The sequence below is a fragment of the Nitrosospira sp. Nsp18 genome, from assembly GCF_900103145.1.
Classification (GTDB): Bacteria; Pseudomonadota; Gammaproteobacteria; order Burkholderiales; family Nitrosomonadaceae; genus Nitrosospira.
In genome coordinates this window covers 39047-59819 of record NZ_FMWY01000011.1, presented here as the reverse complement: position 1 = coordinate 59819, position 20773 = coordinate 39047, and the positions used below count along the sequence as shown (strand labels likewise).

20 protein-coding genes are annotated in these 20773 nt (G+C 51.7%); 8 read left to right on the top strand and 12 right to left on the bottom strand.

The window, feature by feature from the left end; genetic code table 11:
- Positions 1–475: 475 nt before the first annotated feature.
- A complete protein-coding gene (locus tag BLS94_RS15385; RefSeq protein ID WP_305367565.1) occupies positions 476–982 on the top strand; it encodes a glutathione S-transferase family protein in 507 nt (168 codons plus the stop codon).
- Positions 901–1587, top strand: coding sequence for a glutathione S-transferase family protein (locus BLS94_RS07020; protein ID WP_305367564.1), 687 nt, complete (start codon positions 901–903; stop codon positions 1585–1587). The genes BLS94_RS15385 and BLS94_RS07020 overlap by 82 nt, the downstream gene beginning before the upstream one ends.
- Before the next feature lie 42 nt (positions 1588–1629).
- Here the strand turns inward: BLS94_RS07020 and BLS94_RS07015 are convergent, their stop codons facing one another.
- From BLS94_RS07015 to gshA, 5 genes are all read right to left on the bottom strand, one after another.
- Positions 1630–2397, bottom strand: coding sequence for a PEP-CTERM sorting domain-containing protein (locus BLS94_RS07015; protein ID WP_176767819.1), 768 nt, complete (start codon positions 2395–2397; stop codon positions 1630–1632).
- A gap of 425 nt (positions 2398–2822) precedes the next feature.
- A complete protein-coding gene (locus tag BLS94_RS07010) occupies positions 2823–4346 on the bottom strand; it encodes a RimK family protein (protein ID WP_090958953.1) in 1524 nt (507 codons plus the stop codon).
- Positions 4347–4419: 73 nt separating this feature from the next.
- On the bottom strand, positions 4420–5868 hold the full coding sequence (locus BLS94_RS07005; RefSeq protein WP_090958951.1) for a hypothetical protein: 1449 nt from the start codon (positions 5866–5868) through the stop codon (positions 4420–4422).
- Positions 5869–6135: 267 nt separating this feature from the next.
- The gene (locus BLS94_RS07000) at positions 6136–6846 is read right to left on the bottom strand and encodes a glutathione S-transferase family protein (RefSeq protein ID WP_090958947.1); all 711 of its coding nucleotides are present in this window, start codon (positions 6844–6846) and stop codon (positions 6136–6138) included.
- A gap of 378 nt (positions 6847–7224) precedes the next feature.
- On the bottom strand, positions 7225–8964 hold the full coding sequence (gshA, locus tag BLS94_RS06990; protein WP_090958941.1) for a glutamate--cysteine ligase: 1740 nt from the start codon (positions 8962–8964) through the stop codon (positions 7225–7227).
- A 114-nt stretch (positions 8965–9078) separates the two neighbouring features.
- Between gshA and BLS94_RS06985 the strand changes: the two genes are divergently transcribed.
- From BLS94_RS06985 to BLS94_RS06975, 3 genes are all read left to right on the top strand, one after another.
- The gene (locus tag BLS94_RS06985; RefSeq protein ID WP_256325316.1) at positions 9079–9465 is read left to right on the top strand and encodes a winged helix-turn-helix transcriptional regulator; all 387 of its coding nucleotides are present in this window, start codon (positions 9079–9081) and stop codon (positions 9463–9465) included.
- 492 nt (positions 9466–9957) lie between these two features.
- Positions 9958–10686 carry a c-type cytochrome gene (locus BLS94_RS06980; protein WP_176767818.1) on the top strand — a complete coding sequence of 243 codons (729 nt, stop codon included), beginning with the start codon at positions 9958–9960 and terminating at the stop codon, positions 10684–10686.
- Entirely contained in the window at positions 10683–11984 is a 1302-nt protein-coding gene (locus BLS94_RS06975) for a c-type cytochrome (protein WP_090958938.1), read from the top strand. The genes BLS94_RS06980 and BLS94_RS06975 overlap by 4 nt, the downstream gene beginning before the upstream one ends.
- Positions 11985–12096: 112 nt before the next feature.
- Here BLS94_RS06975 and BLS94_RS14540 read toward each other — a convergent pair whose 3' ends face one another.
- From BLS94_RS14540 to BLS94_RS06965, 3 genes are all read right to left on the bottom strand, one after another.
- Positions 12097–12333 (bottom strand): hypothetical protein, encoded by a 237-nt coding sequence (locus BLS94_RS14540; protein WP_143021661.1) that lies wholly within the window; start codon positions 12331–12333, stop codon positions 12097–12099.
- Between the two features lie 81 nt (positions 12334–12414).
- Positions 12415–12870 carry a CHRD domain-containing protein gene (locus BLS94_RS06970; protein ID WP_090958935.1) on the bottom strand — a complete coding sequence of 152 codons (456 nt, stop codon included), beginning with the start codon at positions 12868–12870 and terminating at the stop codon, positions 12415–12417.
- Between the two features lie 346 nt (positions 12871–13216).
- Positions 13217–13708, bottom strand: coding sequence for a CreA family protein (locus BLS94_RS06965; protein WP_083570018.1), 492 nt, complete (start codon positions 13706–13708; stop codon positions 13217–13219).
- A gap of 549 nt (positions 13709–14257) precedes the next feature.
- Here BLS94_RS06965 and BLS94_RS06960 point away from each other — a divergent pair.
- Complete coding sequence (locus tag BLS94_RS06960) at positions 14258–14605, top strand: DUF488 domain-containing protein (RefSeq protein WP_090958931.1); 348 nt, start codon at positions 14258–14260, stop codon at positions 14603–14605.
- A gap of 380 nt (positions 14606–14985) precedes the next feature.
- Here the strand turns inward: BLS94_RS06960 and BLS94_RS06955 are convergent, their stop codons facing one another.
- Both BLS94_RS06955 and BLS94_RS06950 read right to left on the bottom strand, forming a co-directional pair.
- A complete protein-coding gene (locus tag BLS94_RS06955; protein ID WP_090958928.1) occupies positions 14986–16389 on the bottom strand; it encodes a Dyp-type peroxidase in 1404 nt (467 codons plus the stop codon).
- Positions 16390–16451: 62 nt separating this feature from the next.
- Entirely contained in the window at positions 16452–16958 is a 507-nt protein-coding gene (locus BLS94_RS06950) for a hypothetical protein (protein ID WP_090958926.1), read from the bottom strand.
- Between the two features lie 390 nt (positions 16959–17348).
- On the opposite strand from BLS94_RS06950, the gene BLS94_RS06940 reads away from it, so the two are divergent.
- Entirely contained in the window at positions 17349–17987 is a 639-nt protein-coding gene (locus tag BLS94_RS06940; protein ID WP_090958920.1) for an SRPBCC family protein, read from the top strand.
- Between the two features lie 142 nt (positions 17988–18129).
- Here BLS94_RS06940 and BLS94_RS06935 read toward each other — a convergent pair whose 3' ends face one another.
- Positions 18130–19716 carry a phospholipase D-like domain-containing protein gene (locus BLS94_RS06935; RefSeq protein ID WP_090958916.1) on the bottom strand — a complete coding sequence of 529 codons (1587 nt, stop codon included), beginning with the start codon at positions 19714–19716 and terminating at the stop codon, positions 18130–18132.
- Between the two features lie 79 nt (positions 19717–19795).
- Complete coding sequence (locus tag BLS94_RS06930) at positions 19796–20110, bottom strand: phage protein NinX family protein (RefSeq protein ID WP_072768528.1); 315 nt, start codon at positions 20108–20110, stop codon at positions 19796–19798.
- Positions 20111–20511: 401 nt separating this feature from the next.
- On the opposite strand from BLS94_RS06930, the gene BLS94_RS06925 reads away from it, so the two are divergent.
- A complete protein-coding gene (locus tag BLS94_RS06925) occupies positions 20512–20697 on the top strand; it encodes a hypothetical protein (protein ID WP_072768527.1) in 186 nt (61 codons plus the stop codon).
- The last annotated feature ends 76 nt before the right edge of the window (positions 20698–20773 follow it).

The following is a 20773-nucleotide window of genomic DNA, read 5'->3' as shown; positions in this document are numbered from 1 at the left end:
ACGCTGCGCTAATATGATAATTCGACCCAGGAGATTGGTGCCTGAAGTAGGTCGGGCTACGCCCGACCTACTTCACGATATTGATACCTTTATATTGTTGTGCTACCAAAATTTATCCGACCACTTCTATTAGAATTATTTCTAATAGAAGTGGTAGTTAATCCGTTCACTCGATCATCTGGGCCATCGAACTCTCAGCCAGCTTGCTGGGCAGTAACCATCGTTGATCCATTTGAGTGATCTTCAGAAGGCTCAGAATCGTGGTCAATCTGGGAGACGCGGTTTTCCAAGGCGGGCAAAATTATCGGCACAAAATTGGATGAAGAATAATCTTCGCAGAGAGCTTAATTTTTCAGGCTGGTAGCGCTGGTTTGGCGCAACACTTCAGGTTTACAGCTGCCCCTATACATATCGCCAGTCATACATGAACATGAGAGATAAATGAGGTATCAGATTGAGCTTGCCGCAAATATACATGGGTGACACCGACGTACTGCAACACTTGTCTCCGGCTGATCTTCCAGCCCTTCGTAACCATCCTAACTTACGTTACACTGCTAGACATCAAATCGGCGAGATAGAGGAGGTAGAGATGGGGTTGCTCGTCAAAGGCAAATGGGTAGACGAATGGTACAACACAAAATCGACGGGCGGCAGCTTCGTCCGTACGAATGCCCAGTTTCGCAACTGGATCACACGCGATGGCAGTCCCGGGCAGAGCGGTGAGGGCGGATTTCCCGCCGAGGCGGGCCGCTACCACCTCTATATTTCCCTGGCCTGCCCCTGGGCACATCGCACACTGATTTTTCGTGCGCTGAAAGGTTTGGGCGACATGATAAGCGTCTCCGTGGTCAATCCCTACATGGGCGACCACGGCTGGACGTTCGATCAGGCTCCGGCGTGGCGCCTGATCCTGTTGGCAAGGCGCGCTATCTTTATGAAGTCTACCTGCGCGCCGCTCCGGAATATAGCGGCAGGGTGACAGTGCCGGTGCTGTGGGATTTGCAGCGGAACACGATCGTCAGCAACGAATCAGGCGAGATTATCCGCATGCTGAATACTGCCTTTGATGGCATCGGCGCCACGAGAGAAAATTTTGCGCCGGATGCGCTGCTGCCGCAAATCGACGAGATTAACGACCGCGTCTATCACGACGTCAACAATGGGGTTTATAAGGCGGGCTTTGCCACCGATCAGCGGGTCTACGAGAATGCCGTCGCGGTTTTATTTCAACGCCTGGACGACCTGGATCAGCGTCTCTCACGTCAGCGCTATCTTGTAGGCGGGCATATCACCGAAGCCGACTGGCGGCTTTTTACCACGCTGGTTCGCTTCGATTCGGTCTACCATGGCCACTTTAAATGTAATCTCAGGCGTCTGACGGAGTACCCGAATCTTTGGGGTTTCACCCGCGAACTATACCAGTGGCCCAACATTGCAGAGACGGTGAACATGCAGCACATCAAGGCACACTATTACCGCAGCCATCCAACTATCAATCCTAACGGTATTGTTCCGGCAGGTCCGATCCTGGACTTTTATCAACCTCACGATCGAGCGCGGCTACCTGACTCTGATCAGAGTTAGGCAGATCGGATTAGCGCCACCTGATCCGGCAACCCAATTTTCTTAAGAGCTTCCTGCCGCATTAAGCGGCGTAATTCGATCCTGTAATCGTCTCGACATATTTCCGCATCTTCGAAAACTCAATCCGATCGTCATGCCAAGCAGAATGAGGAGCGGCGTAGGAGGCTCAGGCACCGCGAAAACATCGAATTCGCCAAAGATATTGAAGGTGAACTGGGAAGGGAACGATGAGGGCCCAGCAACTTGATTATCAAAAATCGCCTGCGTGGAATGATCGCCATGGAATTGGCTTCCTACTATATGCTGAGCATCTTTACCAAGAATAGTGCGAAGCAAATCACTATGAAGGAAATAGCCGGTGTTGTTTACCGTAATGTCGGCCCATGCCCGGTTGAGAGTGGATCCGTTCGGTTGCCTGTCGTTTACGCTTTCAAAAACCCCTCCCGGCTGTAGGCCGAGCCAAAATTGACCATCTGAAGCTCGATCATAGGCATTCGACGAGGAAGGATCGAAGTTCTTGGTCGATCCCTGTCCGACATAAAAATTAAAAAAGTCTCCTGGTAACAAGCCAAATTCAAGGTGGCTGAAATCGCTGGACTGATCGATTATGGAAAATTGAAAACGCCCTGTCAGTTCATTGTCTGCCAGCTGGCTTGAAAAGTCGGCTCCGCTTGCAGCGCCCTGAATTCGGGTGATATTCACTATGCCTTTAAATACGTCTCCCCTATCGGGCAGGTGGTTTCCGTTTTTGTCGTCGAAGAACTCCTGGCCAGCATAGCTTAAGCGGGTGATCTCGCCCTCCGGTAACACGATAAGCGGTGCTGCATGGCTCAGGCTGACGAGGCTAGCAAGCCCCAATCCAAAAATCCGTCGGGTAAGGGAATAGTTTCGTCGGGATTGCATGAGATTTCCTCTATGGATGTGTGTTCAACTAAACAAACGATTATGTGGACTAAGGAATACCTGTTTAATATTAAGAAGATTCGTTACGCCAGAAGATTTAATTTTACATTATGGCGCATTCTGTAGCTGGACAGTAAAAAGAACCCTCCCGGCTTCGCATCCGAGGACCCGTTGGCAATCCAGCCATCTCCGCGTGGCTTAAAGCGTTGCTAGTGCTTGAATTATGGCTAATCTGAATGATGACAATCAACGAGCAGGAAGTAGCATTTATAACGATATTTTCTATATTGAAGGCTACGCGGCCAGCGCCAGGAAAACCTTAAAAATTATCGTCAGGTTTCGCTACTGGCGCTTTTATGGTCTCGTTCCCGGGCTTCGATACGCTTCAGAAAAACGCCCATCACTTCCCGGTAAAGTACATCCTTGAGCACGCCGTCTTCGTTGCCGGCATCCACATTGGGATTGTCGTTGACTTCGATCACGTAGCAGCGGTTACCGGATTGCTTGATATCCACGCCATAGAAGCCATCACCAATGAGGTTGGCCGATTTGAGTGCAATTCCGACTACTTCTGGTGGTGTTTCGCCCAGCGGGATGGCTTGAGTGGAACCTTCGCTCATTTTGCGTTTCTGCACATCGCGCTTGATGACCTGCCAGTGTCCGGGGGGGAAGTAATATTTGGCAACGAATAATGGTTTCCGGTCGAGTATGCCGACTCGCCAGTCGAATGCGGTAGGCAGCCATTCCTGGGCAATAACGAGTACCGATTTGGCCAGCAGCTCGGTTATCCGGGGCAGCAGTTCGGCTTCTGTTTCGATTTTTACCACCCCGCGCGAGAATGAACTGTCCGGCTGCTTCAGTATGCAGGGGAGACCGAGCTCAGGGATGATTCGGGCGATGTTGTCCCGGTGCGCCAACAACGTTTTGGGGGTGGGTATATTGTGCCGAGCGAGGAGTTCAGCCAGATAGACCTTATTGTTGCACTTGAGGATGGATTCGGGATCGTCTATCACCACCAGCCTTTCCGCAAATGCCAGTCTCGAGAAGTAATAAGTATAGTGATTGACAAAGGTTGTATCGCGGATGAACAGCGCGTCGAATTGAGGCAACCGGCCGATATCGGCGCGGGTAATAAATTTTACGCGCATGCTCAATTCCTCTGCCGCATCCCTGAATTTTTGCAAAGCTTTTGCATTGGAAGGAGGTTCAGGATTATCCGGATCGTGAAGGATTGCGAGATCGAAGCGGGAAATGTGTTTCTTCTGCCATAGCCTGCGGCTTTTGACCTTGAAGTACTCAGTTGCTGCAAGCACCGCAAGCTCCTGGTGGCAGGCGGGAATATCGCTTGCGTCGATCGCCCGTATGCTGCGCAAGCTCCATTGGTTGCGATGGCGTTCGAAGCGGGCGGACAGGAGCGGCACCTGTAACAGATTGAAAAGCTGATGGCTGAGTCTGTTATAGCGACTATCTGTGGTGCGGCCGAAATAGATGTGGAGTTCGAAGTCGTTCATTGCCAGCGGTGCAAGCAAACGCTGAATCAAGGCGCTCAGATCCTCGGTAAGGTGGCGTATCAGATTCTGGGATTGCAAATCCTCGATTGCGCCGACCTTGGGCAGCGGTTTATGCCCACGGGCCTCTGCGAGCAGCGAAACATAATAGCCCGAGCCCTGGTAATGGTAGGATTTGCAAAGGTTGAAAACCCTGGCGGAGCGATTCAGGGAATGGTGGGTTTGGCCGGCGCCATGGTTTATGGCGAACCCTGGATCAGTCAAATATGTTCGCGCCGATATGATCGTTACACCTGGAATCTCGAGAGGCCAAGCATCGGGTTCCTCGACGACAATGAGTATGGACATGGAAAGTCTCTGATCTCCCGATGCTGTTTTGCATCGCATCACGTAATACTCCGAAAATCATATTTCCTGAAATTTACAGGGTAGGCTGACGTGCACTTTTGCTGGTTTCGCCAGGTGGAGTACCGGCGCTGCGCAAATTGACGAATTTGCTTAATGTATCAAACCAAAAGGGGGCCCCCATCGATACGGCAAGTATGGAAACCAGCAGGCCGAACAGCTTGTAAAACGCCCAGCCTGCGTAATCCCATGACAGCTCGGGGTTTCGAAAATGTCCGGCGTCGCTTGGGTTAAATGACCATCCTACCGGCAACTTGACGCTCTCTGCCGTTTTAAGAACCGCTTGCAAACCCGGAGTGTTATTTTTTGCATCGATGGGGGGCGATTGCGCGGGCTGAGATGCTGCCCCTTCCATAGGGGGAGCAGGCAACTCCAAGGCAGGCTGGGCCTTTACGGCATCCTGTGCCGCAGCGACCAGCGATGCGCGCAAAGCATTATCCTTTGAAAGCCGTTGAATGAGCATGACCGTATCGGCATTGGAAATAACAACTACCGCAGTCGCCAAAAAAAGCAGCACGCGCTGGGTCCAGCGCTTGTACCACCCACCAACCCTTTCCATGGCATTGTTGAACCAGCCTTCGAGATTTCTCCGGAATGCTTCCGCCTGGTGCTCGACAGCAGCGACTTCGCGCCGCGTTTTGTCTATAAGGACAAGAAGCGTTTCTTTTGTGTCTCCTTCGGGCAGCCTTTTCAGTCCTTCCTGAATATTGCCCAATGGATCAGGAGACTGGGCAGCGAAAGTACGGGCGAAGGCAAGCGCCTCTTTCAGAGTCGTGCCAGCTGTCAGAAGCAGCTTGGCCTCCTTGGGATTTTTTGCGGATGCAATCGCGGCGCGGCGCGCATCGAGCATTTTAATTGCAGCGTTTATGGTTTCAACGTTATTCCTCGCCTGTGTTGCAAGATGGGCAAGATCTGCGTCTGTTGGAGCGCTGCTGGCGGATTGGATGGCTTTGTCGTATGCCGCCTTTGCCTCGTCCGCAATAGCCTCCAAGGCTGCCCGGGCTCGTTCCTGAGCCGCCTTTGCCTGATTGACGGCTTCGGCGAACTGAGGATTAGCCGGCGTTGCGGCTGCTGCTTCGACGGCTTTTCCGTAGGCGTCGTCCGCGTTTTCTGCGATAGCCAGAAGATCGCCATACTTACCCGCGATAATCCCGCGTGCGCCAAGAATATCGAGCAAAGCCAGCGAGAAGTTCTGCCCCGACATATAGGAGGGCAAGCGGGTTATTTTGTTCGGATTGGAAGCATACTGCGAGATGCCGCCTATCAGTCCGTGGTTGTAGACTTGCTGCGCCAACCCGGTGAACTGCGGATCGTTGAGAAGATTTTTAATTCCCCCCATGAGGTTTCTTCCCCGCTTGTCAATGAGCGACGCGATTCCCTCATTAAGGGCCGTGCATATGAGGCTCAGGAGCAAGTAGACGAAAATGATACCGATTGCCACTTCCAGTATATTTGAGCCGAACATTTACGCCTCCGTCTACAGGAATCGTGTTATTCATGATTCAGTCTAGCAGAATAACGTTTATCCGCAGGCGCAAGGCCCGGCTTATGCGAATTGGAAATGAAATCGAGTCGGGAAGGTCATCAACGGCTGAGTTGGCGATGGGCGGCCTGGCTGATATTTGGGCAAATATTTTGTATGTTTGTTCCGAGTGAAAGCTCCCGCAAGACTCACCGGCAAGGCTTTATAAACATTATGAGATTTATCCTTCAGCGATAGAGCTACATAATACTAAGCAGCCCCCAAGTCGGAATAATATTGCAGCTTGATTCGCTCGATATAATTTCTCAAGTTGTCCTTCGTCAAGCCATGTTCCTTTAGTGGCGACTCGATCGGGCAGCCGAACGTATTGATGAGAAATCCGAAGGCACTCGCATCCAGGCTGGTCGGCTTATCTCCCAGGAAATATTTTTTCCCCCCGAGGCATGCTGACAGCGCATCAATATCCTGCATACCGAGTTCGAAAACCTCCTCGGCGTTATGCCGCCCCGTTCCATGCCCCAAAATCTGGCGCTGAATCCTGCGACGATAATAGATTGCCGCCACATCGCGAATAACAGGGGGCAGAACACTAAAAATCGCTTTCTTATTCACTTGCCAATTTGCGTCCGTATACTGCCATCTCGAATACATTGTGGCCCAGAACAGATGCTCTTCAAGCAACCGCTGCATTGCCAGCGACAGTGCCGATTCTGCCGGGGTTAAGTCCTCATCCAGATCTTTATATTGGGTTTTAAGGTGTCGTACGATAAAGCGCGAGTCCGCTAATTTGAGATCTCCATCTTCGATGTAAGGCACTTTACCTTTCGGCGCAAACAACGGGAGCGTCGCTTTAACAGCATATTTAATGTCCGCCATTCTTAAATAAGTTTCTGTTTTGCAGCAAAAATGGCTGAGATTCGGAATGCCCCACGTACGTTCCAATTGATAAAGTATTACCATCAGCGCTCCAAAGCGTCGTTTCAACTTGCAATTAACCAGTAACGAAAGCTTATCCTAATGTATTGCGAACTGCAAGTCACTATTGCTTATTTTACTCACGTATAATTTTCTCTGCGGGCAGCTATGAGACACGACTACACACTGCAAGGAATTGCAGCTTTTTATCGGCCGCGCTATCGCTCAGCCAATCCCATAATTCGATAGACCAATAGCCCGATCCCGACTTGTAGCAGGAAAGCAAAACCACTGGCGGATCATTGTCGCAACGCTTGTGTATCCGCTTGACCTCGATTGCCAGGGTCATAAGAAGTAGGATTTCACGGGGCACTATTTCGAACGAGGGGGTGATTGGGAAACTCCTGAAAATGCCTGGAATAACTATCTCCGCCTTCTTGCAACCGCGGCTTCAGCACGTGCCTCGCGTCGTTTTGGTTCTTGCTTCGCTTCTTTGACTACCCGCAATTCGTCTATCAGGTGTTCCACTCCAGGACCAGGTTTTTTTTTAGATTCTTTCGAACACGTTTCATTAGCGGTGGCGTCTTCAGAAAAATAATTACTCAAGTACTTATCGAACGGGATCTCGGTCATTGTATCCAACCGTTCCTGTTGCTTCAGCGACGCTTCGACCTGGGCATCAAAGCTTTTCTTTACCGAGGTCTCAAGTGGTGTATTCCGAAAATAACGTGCGTATTCATCCGATTTTTGCAACACCAGTTCAGTAATCGAAAGCTTCTGGTCCCGCATTGCCAACAGCATTCTTGCTGAAGAAGTCAGCTCGGAGTGACGAACAACTTCCCTCTGTTTGTGTAATGCCTGTGTATAGGGTTTATTGTCATTCCCTTTATCCAGAACCTCGCAAATCTCCTGCATTTCCTCGCACAACTTCAACCCCCATTCTTGCAGGGAGACTGCCTGTCCTTTGTCGGATAGCTTCAGCGTGGGATCTCTTCCCTGGTTGGCAACGGATAACGCATTATTATTAACCTCCTCATACTGCTTCAAGTCATGGCCCAAGTTTCCGCGAAATAAACAATACAGGCTAAGCGCTTCAAGAAACCGTGTCGTTTCGATCGAGATTCCCGCAGGTTCAAAAATATCAATATCGAGCGATCGGATTTCAATATATTCGATCCCTCTGCTTCTCAGGGCCTTGAGCGGTCTCTCATTGGGCCTTGTAGGCTGTTTCGGCCGTACCGAGGTGTAATATTCGTTCTCGATTTGTAGAAAATTAGTGTTTAATTGCTGATATTGATCACCTGCCTTTATGCCGATTTTTTCGTAATCCAGATAGGATTTCGTTGTCGCGCTGGCCAAATCCCTTATATATTCATCAAGGCTATTAAAGGAAATATGAAACATTGCCTGAACCGGATTTACATATCCAATCTCGCTCATCCTCAGTGAAGTTGCAAAATGTTTGTAATATGAGGTATCGTCAAATTTCTCCAAAGTATGGGAACAAGCAGAGTTACGGCTATCGACGAAACTTTTACTGACCGCAGGTGAAGAGCCAAACAGGTAAAGGATGAGCCAGCCATAGCGCTGCAGGTTTCTGATCATTTCCATATAAGCATTGGTGACGAATGATTGCAGGTCACCCGTATGCTTCTTGAACTGCTGGTATTCCGGCCAGAATTGTTCAGGAAGCGAGTAATTAAAATGGATCCCGGCGATTACCTGCATGCAACGGCCATAGCGGTAACCTAAACCGCGGCGATATATGTGCTTCATCATTCCTACGTTGGAGGAGCCATATCTGGCGATAGGAATTGCCGAGTCCCGTAAAGCACCGACAGGCATACTTGCTGCCAGCAATAATTCGTCATTAATATTTGCACAGACGTATTTATGCAAGTCCGTCAAAAAATTCAACGTTTCCTTTCCATCCGATAATGCTGGTGTGATCAACTCAAGCAAAGCCTCGGAATAATCCGTTGTTATGTGCGGATGGGTCAATGCGGCTCCTAGCTCAATCGGATGAGGAGACAGTGATATGAATCCCTTCCGGTCAATTCGGAGGCTTTCCTTTTCGATGCCTTTCAGCCCACCAATTAATAGCGGCTGAAGAGATTCGTGGATAGGTGCCTGGCGCTGGCTATGAGATAACGGTTTTGACATTTTATCCTCCGATATTACTTGCAATAAGCAAGTCAACGAAGCTTATCTTACTGTATTGCAAAGTGCAAGTAACTATACTATTATTAACTCACCAATTTTTCCTGCAGGCAAGTTATGAAGCAAGTTATGAAAGATGACAAGATGGCGGAAGGAAAAGTTGCCTTCGAAAGGTCATGCTGCCCCATTACCCATGCGCTGGATATTTTTGGTGATAAATGGACGCTGCTTATTGTCCGGGATTTGATTTTAGGCAAGAGCCGTTATCTGGAATTGATATCGTCAGCCGAAAAAATCGCTTCAAATATCCTTGCCGACAGGTTGAAAAAATTGGAAGCCACAGGTCTTATTACGCGGCGAGCCTATCAGCAGAAGCCGGTACGTTACGAGTATTCCCTGACCGAGAAGGGCGAAAGTCTGAGGCCTGTACTGGCAGCCATCATCTTATGGAGCCAGCAACATCATCCCGGCACTCAAATATTTCCCGCAGTTGAGCCACGCTAGCAGCCGCCGGGCTTGAGCCCTGTTGTTGCTCCTCATCATTGATGGCTTGCATTTCGGCACAAGCAACGGCAGCGTTGTTTTGATGACACACTCTGCCATTCCAGACAGGTTTCTGCTTCAACAAAATGATCAGGATTCGAATGAGCCAAGTCAGGCTCGAACTGGTAAAGTGTTATTATTAAATACTCCAAAGTTATTATGCCTGACCTGCCTATCCCCTGCTATCCGACAAACACAGTAGTCGGGATTTAATCCCTCTAAAACTTGCTGGAGCAAGCGCCGGTAGCAGGCTAGGTTTTGGCTGATTATCCGTTCGTGTGGAAGTTCCAATGAGAGAAATGTCTCGGGCAGCGACAGGATAAGCCTGAGCCTGCCCGCATTTCCTAAGAGGGTGAGCTTCAGCCTCCGCCTCCGCCCTTATCAACTCTAGCAACTTTGGCAGGCTGCCACAGTCTCATCAGTGAAATCCTATAGATCAGCAAACAGCGGTCCATGAGACGACTTATTTTAGCGACGTTGTTATTTTCTGCCGGGCTCGCCAATGCGGTAGAGGCAGTTTCCGCCGCTGCGCCGGTTGAGGTGCCCGACACCATGGCGGAGCGGGTTAAGCCCTGCGTTGCCTGCCACGGCCTCGAAGACAAGGTAGGGCGAGACGCGTACTATCCACGTATCGCAGGCAAGCCAAAAGGATATCTTTTTAACCAGTTGCGCAGTTTCCGGGATGGACTGCGTTATTACCAGCCCATGACCCTGCTGCTTGCAAATATGACGGACCAGTATCTGCTGGAAATGGCCGCCTACTTTTCGGGGCTTAAACAGCCTTTCCCGCCACCCGAGCGCATTGCTGCGTCATCGGCCCAAATCAAGCTCGCCCGGCAGCTTATCAATCAGGGAGACCCCGCACGACAGATTCCGGCTTGCATTCAATGCCATGGTAACGAACTGATGGGTACGGCGCCATTTATTCCGGGCTTGCTGGGTCTTCCGCGCATTTACATGATCGCCCAGTTCGGTGCCTGGCGAAATGGAGGACTGATACGCGGTCAGACTGCGGATTGCATGTCGGAAATCGCAAAGCAGCTTACTACCGAAGAGACGAACGCAGTTGCAGCATGGCTGGCCGCCCAGCCCATACCGGAGAATAGTGGGCCGGCTGGCACGCTTCCGGTTGAAATGGCACGGCGTTGCGGCAGCATCGTTCAAAGCGCTACTGGCCAATGAAACGCAGGATCGCTGTCGTGATAGCCCTACTCGCCGGTCTGGCGGGTCTCGCTGTTATGGGTACGTCGTTTACCCTGATCGGTGCGTCCCCTCCAGGAAAAGCAGCAAATACCCGGAAGACGATATTCACCGAGCAATCGCTGAGCCGCGGAGCCTACCTTGCGCGCGCAGGTAATTGCATGGGATGCCATACGGCCCAGAGTGGGTCGGCTTACGCAGGGGGGCGTAGTCTTTCCACACCCTTCGGCACATTCATCACGACCAATATCACCCCGGATAAGGAAACCGGGATCGGCCGCTGGAGCGAAGAAGATTTCTGGAAAGCGCTGCACGAGGGGAAGTCACGCGATGGACGGCCTTTATACCCCGCATTTCCTTATACCGAATATACAAAAATCACGCGCGAGGACTCTGATTCGATCTTCGCCCATCTGCAGACGCTTGCTCCCGTTGCGCAACGCAATGCGCCGAGCCAGATCAAGTTTCCCTACGATTATCAATTATTGTTGAGTGTCTGGCGCGCCGTATACTTCAAGCCCGGCGTCTATCAGCCCGAGCCGGGAAAAAGCGCCGAGTGGAATCGGGGCGCCTATCTGGTGCAGGGGCTCGGCCATTGCAACGCCTGCCATGCGGAGCGCAATCCGCTGGGCGCGACAGCCGGGGATGACGCGCTGGGAGGCGGGCAGATTATGGGTTCAAACTGGTATGCGCCGTCCCTTACCTCAGGCCTGGAAGCAGGTTTTGCCCATTGGCGAATCGATGAAATCGTCCAGTTGCTCACGACAGGTGTTTCACCGCAAGCGACCACATCGGGTCCCATGGCGCAGGTTGTCATGGAAAGCCTCCAGCATCTGACAAAAGAGGATGCACGTGCAATGGCCATCTATCTGCAGTCATTACCCGAGAGCAATTCACTTTCCCTGATTAAAGGTCCAGCCATGACAGAACAGGTCCAGGCCTGGTTTCGGCAAGGCGCCGCGATTTATGAGAAGCACTGCCAGGATTGCCACGGCGCGTCCGGTCAGGGCGCTCCAGGTGTTTATCCGCCTCTGGCGGGCAGCCGGAGTGTCACAATGACGCCCCCGATCAACGCGATTCGCAGCGTTCTCAATGGCGGTTATCCTCCAGCCACCATGGGTAACCCACGCCCTTACGGCATGCCGCCATTCGCCCAGACCCTGCATGATGGTGAGGTTGCGCTGGTATTGTCGTATATCCGCAACGCATGGGGTAACCATGCCAGCCTGGTCACGACAGCTCAAGTCGACAAGAGCCGGGAGGGCATAACACTGAAATGACGCCCGGATTTGCTTGGGGCGCCGCGATTGTGCTCTCAGTCTTGCTGAGGAAAGAACCGGACGCCTCCGATATTGCTCGCGCAGTGCTGCCGGGCAACGCCCTGAATACTGTTCATCCTGCCTGGAGTAGAGGCTCGTCCGCTGGATCGATGATTGGATCTCCCGGCGTTGGATCGGGATCATACGGGCGGGGATCCACCGGCTTGTCCGGGTCGAAGGGTTGGGGATCTTCCCGTGGTTTGTCGGGATCGGTGGGACGAGGGGGATCCTGTACTGGTTTGCCGGGATACGGCTCATGCCCATGGGGCCGACCGGTTCTATACGACCCGGTCTGAAAGTATTTTGTCATGGTGAGGCACTCTCTGGACATATCTCAATGATTGCCCCGCCTGCTGACAGGGCAATTCAGTAATCAGTAATCGCGAGTTATTTAACGGGAGCCGGCGCCCAGATCACGTTTTAATTGCCCGCGTATCTCTCCGCTCTTGTTCGCGTCGCTATGAACGTTAACATAGAGATTTCCTGCCTTGTAGGCATCGTATTGGGCGTCAGTCAACTTTGCATCACCGGGAACGGACCATTCGTTATCGGAACTCTTCTTGAGCGTGATGATGTCCGGCCCATTTTTGCCAACCGCTCCCTCATGAATATGCGCACCCGTTCCCTTTAAATCGGAGGTAGTTATCTTGCCTTTGACAGATCTGTCGTCATCGACCGTTATCGTGCCGCTGCCGGATGCGGAGGTCTGCACAGGGGGTACTTCCTGATCGCCGCTCAGATTGACCTTGATTTCGCCAGCGGTCGCGAATCCTGCGCCCCCAGCCAGTGTGCCGGCTATTAACGCAACAATGGCCAGGGTGGATCGCGTACGAAGAACTATGTTCATGGGTGCCTCCTTTAAGATGATTAATTATGGATTGTGATCGCTTTCTCAGCTGCTCAACTGGTTTACCTACCGGTTTTTATCTTTGCAGCCTGGTTTTGTTTGGAGGTGCACAGCATCAACACGTAATGCTATGCATGAATTAATGATGAGTCCGTACGGTAGCGCACGTACGGTAACGCGTCTCATTCCGAATATAGAGCGATTGAAGCGGTGATTCCCTGAAAGATGCCCGGACGGGTCGTTGAAGTGGGCAATTACTCCAGATAGTATTTTCCTGGACAGTACTTTTTGAGGATAGCTTTAATGCTTCTGCCACAATCCCGAATTATTGCCAACCACCGCAACCCTACTTGACCGGTATGGGATTATTGCGTGCTACCGGAACAGCGGTAATACTATTTTGTGGACTGCCTTCTATCAACTTATCGGAATAGGTTAAGTAAATGAGCGTGTTGCGCTTGGCATCCACGACGCGAACGATATGCAGGCGCTTGAATAAAATAGACATGCGTTCGGTAAATACATCTTCCTGCCTTGGGATCTTCTCGGGAAAATGGATCGATTCGGTTACTTGCCGACACGCAATGGACGCCTCTGCCCTGTCCTCTGCCAGACCTACCGTACCTTTTAGACCTCCCGTCCTGGCACGCGAAACGTAGCATGTTATGCCGTGAACCTTGGGGTCGTCATACGCTTCCATGACCACACGGTCATCCTTTCCCATCCACCGGAAAGCAGTGTCCACTTCACCGATGAGTTCGGCTTTTACGGACGTGCAAAACGCTATATACAGCAATGCCAGGGCGACCGTTTCCACGGTAAATCCAGTTTTCCGCATTTTTCCTCCTCACAGATTATTTTACGTTCGACACAATCTATCAAGCCAAGCCGCCGCCTGAGCATATCATGAGCTACAGGGACAACAGCGGGTTACAGTGAACCTTTGATCTTCATCAGCCTGATCCTTTAATGACGCAGGGCGAAGTTCGATAGCCTCTTTCGGCTTGCTTACTTGCCTGCCTATTTGCCTGACAGGGATGATTCGTTTCTATCACTGATGTCATTACATTCAAATCGCATACGTCTTCCCGGCAAGGCCTGCTGGAGGAGAGCGGCCGCGAAATATTGAGACGGGCAAGAGTATAAGATAACATGAGATCGGTGAGCGTCGATCTCCAGGGCCCTGCATGCATGATCCTTCATCCTGTTGTGCGTTGTACCGGAAAATGAAGCATTGCGTTGCTGCTTTCCTGAGGGTTAACTGGAAGCAGAGCTGTGCTTGAACGATATCATACCTGGCTTATCTCGACTTTATTACGATATAAGCCAATAACGGCCAGCACAATACGGCGAGTTATCGGCAGACTACTGTAGAGAAGAGCCCCAGATGAATATCAACATAAAACGAGTTTATGAGCCGCCCGCGAAAGAAGATGGGGTCCGCATCCTCGTCGACAGGCTTTGGCCTCGGGGATTGACAAAAGAGAAAGCAAGCGTCGATATCTGGCTAAAGGAAATTGCGCCAAGCACGGATCTTCGAAAGTGGTTTGCCCATGACCACGGTAAATGGACCGAGTTCAAGACGCGTTATCGGGCGGAACTCAAGGAAAACGATAAGCAGGTCGCGCTACTCAAAGAAGAGATAAAAAAAGGAAAGGTCACACTGATGTATGGCGCGAAAGACGAAGAGTACAATGAAGCCGTTGTCCTACAGGAGTTTCTGAAGAAACTCTGAAGGTACGGGTTTCAGATCGGGCGGCCAACTGATCGCTCTTGGATAACCCTCCAATTTATCTTCCCTTAATGTTTTGGACACCAGGTCACTGGCAAATCGCTTGGCTATAGCGGTCAACTGCCAATTGCCAACTCCTGAATTCAGGATTATCTATTCCAAGTCATCCGGTTTCGTTTGCCGGGGAGAGCGATCCGCCTCATTTCCCAAGCCCAGTTCGCGCGAAATGGTTCGCCAGGGCGGACGACAACGACCTGTTGACTATTCTAGCTGGGTCTTCGCTACTTGCCGGGACTATCTGAAATAGCGCATAAGGCAAGTCTCAAGGCTCCTCACGAGCTTTTTTCCAATGGCAGGCAGAAGAGTTAAGGCTGGTTGCCCTGTCAGGAAAGCGACGCATCGGGTAAAGCGGAAATATAACGAAGCGCGGTGGCGCTGGGGAGGAAACAATAAGCTGCGCCACGGCAGGTGACAAAACGGGAGAGTCCGGTAAGCTCGACGGGACGCTTCTGATTTTCCATGGGAATGAGAAAAGTTGCGCCTGAGGCCGAATTGTTCCCGACAACAGGATCTTTGGTATCGCGCAAGCCCGGCGCAAAGCTTCCCTTATTGCTCCAATCGGACATCAAAAATTCGAACTGATCCTTAAGACTTACGCCAATAAACAGACCCAATAGCCCGCGCTCGATTCCATCATCGGGATTGTCGGGATCGTAAGGAGGGCCATAGGGAAGGCCGCGGCGGATAATGCGATGCTTGAGGCCGCCGTTTCCGGCTACCACGGAGTGGCGCGGATTCATGCGGCGAATATGTGATCCCAACGGACAACGGTAGCCGCGAGCATCATCGAATGCATCCGGCACGCTGTCGCTGGGTACGTAGTCGAAGCTGTTGCGCTCATCCAGGGGGATTTGCTCATCCGCGGATAGAGGCGAAAGGGAAAGCGGAACGCCGTTTCGCCAGCGGCCGCAGAGCTTGGCAGCTATCAACTCCGGATCGAGGCCGGTTTGACGAGCCGATTCTGCCAAAAACTGCTCGAAGCCGTGACAATCCTGGGCCAGAATGCGAAAAGCTGCAAAGCTCCCGTTTCGCCCTAGCGCGGCAGGGACAGGCACGGGATAGGTAAAGTCAGCGTACTGGCTGGGGTAGCCGAGAAGGAATTCTCCAGCGGGCGCTTTTGGAAGTACGTCCGGCATCACCGGCGGAAGCCCGCCATCGATGGACGGTTGCGCGAAGCCATCACGATACCCGAAGTGTGCCTTGCTTTCAGGCAGGCTTCGGGCTTCCTGCACGGAAAGCTCGGACATTGCGCCGTGCGGATAAGCTGCCCTGAGCTGATCGGTGGCTTGTACCAGCACATCCTCCGTTTCGGCGAAGAGAAGCAGCAAGATATGTAGATCAGGACTGGCGAATGGGCTCTTCCAATGCTTTGGACTGCTTTCTCCTGTATCTCCTACCCTCTCGGCACGGGCTGCGGCGCCTGCCACAAATTCTTCCGGAAAGGATGCAAGCGAGGAGGCGGGGAGCCCAAGCGCGGCAAGGCCCGTGTAGGTAAGCCCGACATTGAGACAATATTGCGGTTTTACCGTCCAATCCGTGGCGGTAGCGAGCTTGGGCGCAACATCGGTGGTATCGGCATGGCCACCATTACTGCCATTGACCAATCCGCCCAAAAATCGTCGGGCAGGCTCCGCTTGTTCTACCTTCAAGGCAATTACACGTAGGACCGGCATCGCATAAGTGCGGAGGATGAAACCCTGGATGTCTTCATATGGCAAGTCAGGCATTGGAAGCAAGTCAGGCGTCGGAAAGGGAACTGAAAAATAGGAGGATTGTCAGAGGGCTACCTTCAGGTCTGACTCAGCGAAGCCTGTATATCCAGCACCGTTGCCTGTGGGTAGGCGCTGTAGAAAGGCGGAATCCCGCCCAGATCGTTAGCTTTTATGTAGTCCCGGAAAGCGCTGCGATTGCGCTGCACGGGCAGGGGCGGCGCGTCCTTCATGTGCTGGAGAAGCACGTTGAACACGTCGCCTATCTCGTCGATGAACTCATTGAGATAATCGTCGAACGAGCCATCGTATGTCGTAATTATCGCCAGCTTGGTATTATTTTCGAGGAATACGAAACGCGCGAAATGTACGATCTTGAGCTTATCCAGCGCCACCCAGATGGGATTTTTTTCTAGCGGCGCCGATTGGATTTTTTTTATTCGCTCATCGAGGATGTTGAAATCTTCAGGTGAACGGATAGTCATGACCAGGGTAAGGGGGCTTTGTACCGCTCTCGATGCGCCTGATATGGAGGTGTTCGCATCCGGCGGCAGCGCCGGGCCGATACACGGGTGGAATAGACTCATGGGGATTTCTCCTGAGATTGGCGATGTGCCTATGGCTAACTTTCGAGCCCGTCGTTTTGCTATTGTAGTCCAGCAGCAGGTCGGACTTGAAGAATCGAAGTGAAAAAGTGAATGAGTGAGGGCAGATTCGAGGATTTTGAAGGCCAATAGTTATTTCCTGTAGGTTGAAAAAGCGGCGAAATATGAACAGGCCAGGCGTTTGGCAGCTGATTTCCTTTAAATCCGACAGACTCCAGGGAAGTGAAACCGGAAAAATTCATAGCGGGGTAAACCGATTGGCGTGTAGTACCGTACCGTCAATACCTTCATTCATGCTCATCAAAAAAATATTGTTCCTTTGCAAAAATCGGCGAATAATAAACCCCAATGCAGAACTACAGGTTCTGAACGATGAATAAATTCCAAGTCATTTTCGCTGCCATTCTCCTGAATCTGTTTCTGGGAGATTCAGCTTGGTCGCAAGAGGAGAATCAGCCCAGGAGTGAAAACGTACAGGTTTTGAATCCCGTCAAGCAGATACTCGAACCCCATGATAAAAATATCAGGGTCGACGTACAGAATGATGGCGAGCAGATCATCATTGACGTCAGTTTTGTCGTTCCGGTTGCGCCCCAGAAGGCTTGGGCCGTACTGACCGATTTCGAAAACATACCCCAGTTTAATCCAGGTATTCTGTCCAGCAGGGTCACTGGCAGAATGGGCAACCACTGCCATGTTTTGCAAAAAAGTATCACGAAATACGGTTTCATTGTCTTTTCATTCGAATCAGTACGAGAAATAAAGCTGGTTCCCTTCGAGAGAATCCACGAACGCATGATTAGCGGCAATATGCGTAAAATGGAGGAGACCACGGAACTGCGGCCAGAACGAGGGCAAACGCGCATCATCTATCATGCGGTTCTTGTTCCCGGTGTATGGATGCCTGCCATGGTGGGGGATGTGTTCGTCAAACAGGAGGCGCGGGAGCAATTCCAGACATTAATCGATGAAATAATCAGACGAGAGCGCGTGAAAACCGTCAGCCGATAATGCAACGTCGCATTTGATATTGCACCATGGCGGAGCCGGCCTTTCCATCAGTAATGGAGTGGAAGCTGGAAGGCCAATATTATCTTTTTAAGAAAAGAGAATGAGAGGATCGGTCTGTCCGCTGGATATCCGGTAACTTGCCTCAAGGTCCGTCTCGCGCGTCGCTCGGTTCTCGGGGGGGTGGCTCGGCAGCAGACTCACGGCGCAAGCCCGGAATCTCGACCACGTTGTCCTTGTTTCTGCTGGGCGGCACATCGGACACGTTACCGTTTTTCCTGCTTTTGTGTAACAGGTAGGCTTGGAGCAGCAGTGAAATACCAAACCAGCCAGCGATCAACGCGAAAGGAACCACTATCAGCAGCGGTTGCACCAGCGCAAGCACGGCCAGAACCAGCAGCGCAGCGCCCCCGGACAGCATGATTTTCGCCTCCGCAGCGCCAAGGACAAGGCGATTGGTAATGGCTGCCCCCACGGTATTGCCTACACGGATCGCGCCGGCGGTAAGCCTTCCTGCGCTTCCGCTCTTGCCGCTACCCATCCCTGCGCGATGCGACTTGGGGGGAGGCTCGGGCTCCTCGACCGGATGGACACGGTTTTTTTCACTGAGCACGATTTCGGTGGCGTTGTCCAGATCCTGTAGATACATCTGCTCCATTTCATGTGCGAACCCCAGGTTTTCCACGGCAACATCCAATTCCCAATTGCCGAGCCAACTGGCCAGATTGAGGTTGCTTGATCCGACACGTGCCCACCGTCCGTCCGCAACGGCAGTCTTGGCATGCAACATCGATCCATTCCATTCAAATACACGCACCCCGGCTTCCAGCAGAGGACGATAACCGGCGCGCGATATCGGCCGCAAAAACTTGAGGTCGCCACTCGATCCCGGCACCAGCAAACGGACATCCACGCCATCCATCGCCGCGCCTCTCAGCGCTTGCACGTAGCTCGTGGTGCCAACGAAGTAGGCATCGGTAAGCCAGAGGGTTTTTTGCGCCAATACCGCTATCAGTTGTTCGAGACGATATAATCCAGCGGTGGCTGCGACATGACCCAGCACCCTCATATCGACCGTACCTTCTATAGGAATTGACTTCTGGTCCGGCAGTTCGTCGGCAGGGATTTCCGGCCCAACCTCAGCCCAAGCGCGGGAAAATGACTGTACCACATCGGCAACTACCGGGCCGCGCACTGCGATGCCCGTATCGCGCCATGGTGGAATATCCCGTTCGGGATAACCTGCCCACATCTGCCCAACGCATAATCCGCTGACAAACGCAACACGATTATCCACGGAAAGCGACTTTCGGTGAAGCCGGCTCACCCAGCCCAACGGGCTGTTGAAGCTCGGTGGATTGAAACAGCGCACTTCGACGCCGCCGTCGCTGAGGCGCCGCCAGTAGCTGCCCGACGTTTCGGTCAGGGCGCCCATCCAATCGTATAGCACTCTTACCCGGGAGCCTTCTTTTGCTTTTGCGATAAGCGCATCGGCAAACTGCTTGCCAATATTATCGTCACGAATAATATAATTTTCAAAATGAACGTTCTTTTCCGCCGAACGGATCGCTTCAAGCCATGCAGGGTAATTCTCTTTTGCATCCTTGAGGAGGCGGATGCTGTTGCCATGTACGAGTGGAGCTCCGGCCGCGCGGGAAAATGCTTGGACGGCCAGAATCCGTGCAGGTTGCGATGCTTCGCGCAAGTGTGCTTTCAGTTTTATGTTTGCCATATGTTATCGCATCATGCCCGCGTGTCGCGTCGCATCCTTTCTCCAATCCGTCCCAGGTTTATAAGTGACAGCTCGGGCATTACTCCTCAACTTCCTCGCCGAACTTGAAATCGACATAGCACCGCATAGCGGCGATCAAGGGCGTGAGCCCTTTTTGCCGGTTTCTTCCGGATCTCATATATGCTGTACAGTGCTCCGAACCTGGCTCCAGGCTATGACTGAGGTTAATTCCCTCTCTTTCTATAATAGGCCCGCCTTGCGACCAGTCGAGCGACGGTTCCCAGCGAACATGATTGATGACGCAGTGTGAATCAATTACGTGCACTTCCGTTGCACCATTTGCTTTCGCCGCCCAGTAATCGAGCAGTTCGTCTTTAAGCTCGGATACTTTCATACCTGTCTCCTTTGGGAATTTTTCGGTGGAATCGCAGGGGCTACAGCTTCTGCATATGGCTCGCGTAATCATTCCGGTTTGCCTGTCATTGACAGAATTCATGATCGAGTAAGAGCGCCATGATCCGATGCTCATTTCATTTGGAAGTATGAAATCGTCTTTGACGTATCATTGCTATACAGTCAAGTCGGCGGCGCTTCGAACGCGCTCGCGATGGCGGCGGTAATAAGGGTAATAAAAAGGGTAGTAAGGACCCGTTTATGTTCTAGTATACTGCGCGTACGCAATGACAAACGTTTGCAACCGCACAGACTTTAACACTCATTCACCTATGATTTTAGCGATACGCTGCTTTAAGCGGGATCACAAAACCAGCATTTTTTAACTTCAGGAGATCGCTAATGAAAGTACGGTCATTGCTTTATTTGGTAACGCTTTTACTGACAGTGCCTATGCTGTCGGGCTGCTGGCTGCTGGCAGCAGCGGGCGTAGGCGCTTATGGCGGTTACAAGGCAAATGAGGAGGGTTATACACTGCAGAATCCAGTCAAAAAGGAGAGGACCGAGAATCGGGAAGAGAAGAATTAAGCAAGAGTGGCCAAGCCGCAATACAGGTAGAAACAAACGCGCGGGAAGAATCACGATTTTCACGGAGTGTCTCAGG